General features: G+C 49.1%; 1 protein-coding gene, 2 tRNA genes and 3 rRNA genes (1 of these 6 running past the window's edge). 5 read left to right on the top strand and 1 reads right to left on the bottom strand.

Translation table 11 applies throughout. The annotated features are described in order from the left end of the window. The 5 genes from BC008_RS07880 to rrf all read left to right on the top strand — a co-directional run. Window positions 1-1079: ribosomal RNA gene (locus tag BC008_RS07880) — 16S ribosomal RNA — on the top strand; it begins 410 nt to the left of the window's first position. A 120-nt stretch (window positions 1080-1199) separates the two neighbouring features. Continuing rightward, a tRNA-Ile gene (locus BC008_RS07875) sits at window positions 1200-1273 on the top strand. 99 nt (window positions 1274-1372) lie between these two features. Continuing rightward, window positions 1373-1448, top strand: a tRNA-Ala gene (locus BC008_RS07870). Between the two features lie 206 nt (window positions 1449-1654). After that, window positions 1655-4474: ribosomal RNA gene (locus BC008_RS07865) — 23S ribosomal RNA — on the top strand. Between the two features lie 77 nt (window positions 4475-4551). Next, window positions 4552-4668: ribosomal RNA gene (gene rrf / locus BC008_RS07860) — 5S ribosomal RNA — on the top strand. Together the 16S, 23S and 5S rRNA genes with 2 tRNA genes alongside form the textbook arrangement of a ribosomal RNA operon. 87 nt (window positions 4669-4755) lie before the next feature. On the opposite strand, the gene BC008_RS48140 is transcribed toward rrf, so the two are convergent. Further along, window positions 4756-4977, bottom strand: a complete 222-nt coding sequence (locus BC008_RS48140; protein ID WP_153009544.1) for a hypothetical protein — start codon at window positions 4975-4977, stop codon at window positions 4756-4758. Window positions 4978-5000: the final 23 nt, after the last annotated feature.

Below are 5000 nucleotides of genomic sequence, written 5' to 3'. Positions count from 1 at the left end.
AAGGAAGAAGTTCTGACGGTACTTGAGGAATCAGCATCGGCTAACTCCGTGCCAGCAGCCGCGGTAATACGGAGGATGCAAGCGTTATCCGGAATGATTGGGCGTAAAGCGTCCGCAGGTGGTTATGCAAGTTTACTGTTAAAGAGTGAAGCTTAACTTCATAAGGGCCGTAGAAACTGCATGACTAGAGTGCGTTCGGGGCAGAGGGAATTCCTGGTGTAGCGGTGAAATGCGTAGATATCAGGAAGAACACCGGTGGCGAAAGCGCTCTGCTAGGCCGCAACTGACACTGAGGGACGAAAGCTAAGGGAGCGAATGGGATTAGATACCCCAGTAGTCTTAGCCGTAAACGATGGATACTAGGCGTTGCTTGTATCGACCCGAGCAGTGCCGTAGCTAACGCGTTAAGTATCCCGCCTGGGGAGTACGCACGCAAGTGTGAAACTCAAAGGAATTGACGGGGGCCCGCACAAGCGGTGGAGTATGTGGTTTAATTCGATGCAACGCGAAGAACCTTACCAGGACTTGACATCTGGCGAATCTTGCTGAAAGGTGAGAGTGCCTTCGGGAACGCCAAGACAGGTGGTGCATGGCTGTCGTCAGCTCGTGTCGTGAGATGTTGGGTTAAGTCCCGCAACGAGCGCAACCCTCGTTTTTAGTTGCCAGCACTTAGGGTGGGCACTCTAGAGAGACTGCCGGTGACAAACCGGAGGAAGGTGGGGACGACGTCAAGTCATCATGCCCCTTACGTTCTGGGCTACACACGTACTACAATGCTATGGACAAAGAGCAGCCAACTGGCGACAGTGCGCTAATCTCATAAACCATGGCTCAGTTCAGATTGCAGGCTGCAACTCGCCTGCATGAAGGAGGAATCGCTAGTAATTGCAGGTCAGCATACTGCAGTGAATTCGTTCCCGGGCCTTGTACACACCGCCCGTCACACCATGGAAGTTGGTCACGCCCGAAGTCGTTACCCTAACCGTTCGCGGAGGGGGATGCCGAAGGTAGGACTGGTGACTGGGGTGAAGTCGTAACAAGGTAGCCGTACCGGAAGGTGTGGCTGGATCACCTCCTTTAAGGGAGACCTACCTTTTAGATTCCGAGATTTGTAATATAGGAACTAAAAAGGTCATACCTAAGGTCGTGCGCAGATAGGTTTATAAGCTTCTAAACTATATGAGGTTCGGGTTCGTTGAGGGCTATTAGCTCAGGTGGTTAGAGCGCACCCCTGATAAGGGTGAGGTCCCTGGTTCGAGTCCAGGATGGCCCACCTGAATAAGTCAAAAGTAAAAATTCAAAATTCAAAATTCAAAACGAAGAAATAACATCTTCACTTTTGATTTTTGACTTTTAAATTTTGAATTGTCTTGGGGGTATAGCTCAGTTGGTAGAGCGCCTGCTTTGCAAGCAGGATGTCAGCGGTTCGAGTCCGCTTATCTCCACCAAATAAAATTAGAATGTAACTTCAGCACCTAACTGTTTAAGATAACTAATTAGTAAGTTAGACTGCTGGATTTATATCCAGTAAAAAATCAGAACCTTGACAACTGCATAATTCATACCAAAGTAACAATTGCAGGTAGTTAGAGTAGACAAAACTATTAAGTTAGTGAGTTGAAAATCTAACATTAAGGCATATTGGAACCAATGTGGTCAAGCTATAAAGAGCTAATGGTGGATACCTAGGCACACAGAGGCGACGAAGGACGTGGTTACCGACGATATGCTTCGGGGAGTTGGAAGCAAACTTTGATCCGGAGATTTCCGAATGGGGCAACCCAATATACTGCCTGTTGAATATATAGACAGGAAAGAGCGAACCAAGCGAATTGAAACATCTTAGTAGCTTGAGGAAAAGAAAGCAAAAGCGATTCTCTAAGTAGTGGTGAGCGAAAGGGGAACAGCCTAAACCAAGGTGCATGCACCTTGGGGTAGTGGGACAGCGATATGGAATTTGGATATTAGACGAAGCAGCGAAATACTGTACCAGAGAAGGTGAAAGTCCTGTAGTCGAAAGTAAAAGAATACTAGCTGAATCCCGAGTAGCATGGAGCACGTGAAATTCCATGTGAATCAGTGAGGACCACCTCATAAGGCTAAATACTACTGTGTGACCGATAGCGAACAAGTACCGCGAGGGAAAGGTGAAAAGAACCCCGGGAGGGGAGTGAAATAGAACATGAAACCATTAGCTTACAAGCAGTGGGAGGACGATTAAACGTCTGACCGCGTGCCTGTTGAAGAATGAGCCGGCGAGTTATATGCACTGGTAGGTTAAGTCGGGAATGACGAAGCCAAAGGGAAACCGAGTCTGAGAATGGCGTTAATCAGTGTTTATAGACCCGAACCCGGGCGATCTAACCATGGCCAGGATGAAGCTTGGGTAACACCAAGTGGAGGTCCGAACCGACCAATGTTGAAAAATTGGCGGATGAGCTGTGGTTAGGGGTGAAATGCCAATCGAGCCCGGAGCTAGCTGGTTCTCCCCGAAATGTGTTGAGGCGCAGCGGTAAAGATTATAGTTGGGGGGTAAAGCACTATTTCGGTGCGGGCTGCGAGAGCGGTACCAAATCGAGATAAACTCAGAATACCCAATGTACACTTTGCCAGTGAGACGGTGGGGGATAAGCTTCATCGTCAAGAGGGAAACAGCCCAGACCGCCAGCTAAGGTCCCCAAGTATTTGCTAAGTGGTAAAGGAGGTGGGAGTGCACAGACAACCAGGAGGTTTGCCTAGAAGCAGCCATCCTTGAAAGAGTGCGTAATAGCTCACTGGTCAAGCGCTCCTGCGCCGAAAATGAATGGGACTAAGCAATACACCGAAGCTGCGGACTTAGAAATAAGTGGTAGGGGAGCGTTCTGTATTAGGTAGAAGCGATAGCGGCAAGCAGTCGTGGACGAGACAGAAGTGAGAATGTCGGCTTGAGTAGCGAAAACATTGGTAAGAATCCAATGCCCCGAAACCCTAAGGGTTCCTCCGGCAGGTTCGTCCACGGAGGGTTAGTCGGGACCTAAGGCGAGGTCGAAAGGCGTAGTCGATGGATACAGGGTCAACATTCCCTGACTGATAAGTGGGAGCATAACTAGGGACGCATGACAGATAACTACACCCTGATTGGATTGGGAGTTTTCTACGGAGAACGCGTAGTGAAGGATAGTGCCAAGAAAAGCTAGTTATGTGGTGAAAGCTTATCACCCGTACCCGAAACCGACACAGGTAGGGAGGTTGAGTAAACCCAGGGGCGCGAGATAACTCTCTCTAAGGAACTCGGCAAAATAGCCCCGTAACTTCGGAAGAAGGGGTGCCACCGAGAGGTGGTCGCAGTGAAGAGGCCCAGGCGACTGTTTACCAAAAACACAGGTCTCTGCAAACTCGTAAGAGGACGTATAGGGGCTGACGCCTGCCCAGTGCCGGAAGGTTAAGGAAGCTGGTCAGTCTTTTTGATGAAGCTGGCGACTGAAGCCCCGGTGAACGGCGGCCGTAACTATAACGGTCCTAAGGTAGCGAAATTCCTTGTCGGGTAAGTTCCGACCCGCACGAAAGGCGTAACGATCTGGGCACTGTCTCGGAGAGAGGCTCGGCGAAATAGGATTGTCTGTGAAGATACGGACTACCTGCACCAGGACAGAAAGACCCTATGAAGCTTTACTATAACCTGGAATTGGGTTCGGGCTTGGCTTGCGCAGGATAGGTGGGAGACGTAGAAGTATTCCTTGTGGGGGATATGGAGTCACTGGTGAGATACCACTCTGGCGAAGCTAGAATTCTAACTTACTTCCGTAAGCCGGAAGAAGAACAGTTTCAGGCGGGTAGTTTGACTGGGGCGGTCGCCTCCCAAAAGGTAACGGAGGCGCGCAAAGGTTCCCTCAGCACGCTTGGAAACCGTGCGTCGAGTGTAAAGGCAATAAGGGAGCTTGACTGTAAGACTGACAAGTCGAGCAGGGTGGAAACACGGCCTTAGTGATCCGACGGCTCAGCGTGGAATGGCCGTCGCTCAACGGATAAAAGTTACTCTAGGGATAACAGGCTGATCTCCCCCAAGAGTTCACATCGACGGGGAGGTTTGGCACCTCGATGTCGGCTCATCGCAACCTGGGGCGGAAGTACGTCCCAAGGGTTGGGCTGTTCGCCCATTAAAGCGGTACGTGAGCTGGGTTCAGAACGTCGTGAGACAGTTCGGTCCATATCCGGTGCAGGCGTAAGAGTATTGAGAGGATTCCTCCTTAGTACGAGAGGACCGGGAGGGACGCACCGCTGGTGTACCAGTTATCGTGCCAACGGTAAACGCTGGGTAGCCAAGTGTGGAGCGGATAACCGCTGAAAGCATCTAAGTGGGAAGCCCACCTCAAGATGAGTACTCTCATGGCATAAGCCAGTAAGGTCACGGAAAGAACATCCGTTCATAGGTGGTAAGTGGAAGTGTAGTAATATGCGAAGCTGAGCCATGCTAACAGACCGAGGGCTTGACCTCATCAATTGGTTCACACTTTGGTATGAATATGCAGTCCTCAGGGTTTCTGAGAATCGATTCAGGAAACTACAAGCTTTCCTGGTGTCTATGGCACAGTGGAACCACGCTGAACCATCCCGAACTCAGAGGTGAAACGCTGTTGCGGCGACGATAGTTGGAGGGTTGCCTCCCGTGAAAATAGCTCGATGCCAGGTTAATTTTTACTCAAACTTCATAACTTACTAAGCCACCTTGATACTACTCATGGTGGTTTATTGTTTTGTTTAAAATAAAACTAGTAATTATTCTTTAAGATACTTGTGTATTACTGGAATTTTAATCTGTTCCCGATAACCAACTCCGGTTATGAATTGCCAACGATGTTCGCAGTCCTCACACTCATAGCAGTTAAACGTCAAATTGGCAGAAGTATTTTCTGAACCACAATTAGGACAAGTGACACAAATTTCACGAAGATTATTTACATCTCTTAATTCAGAAATTGCTCTAGCACTACGCCTCAAACACAAAGTTACCTAATTGTGGT

The sequence above is a fragment of the Mastigocoleus testarum BC008 genome (assembly GCF_001456025.1).
In the GTDB taxonomy this organism is placed as follows: Bacteria; Cyanobacteriota; Cyanobacteriia; order Cyanobacteriales; family Nostocaceae; genus Mastigocoleus; species Mastigocoleus testarum.
Note: the sequence above shows the minus strand (reverse complement) of the source record. Positions and strands in the feature narration are given on the sequence as shown.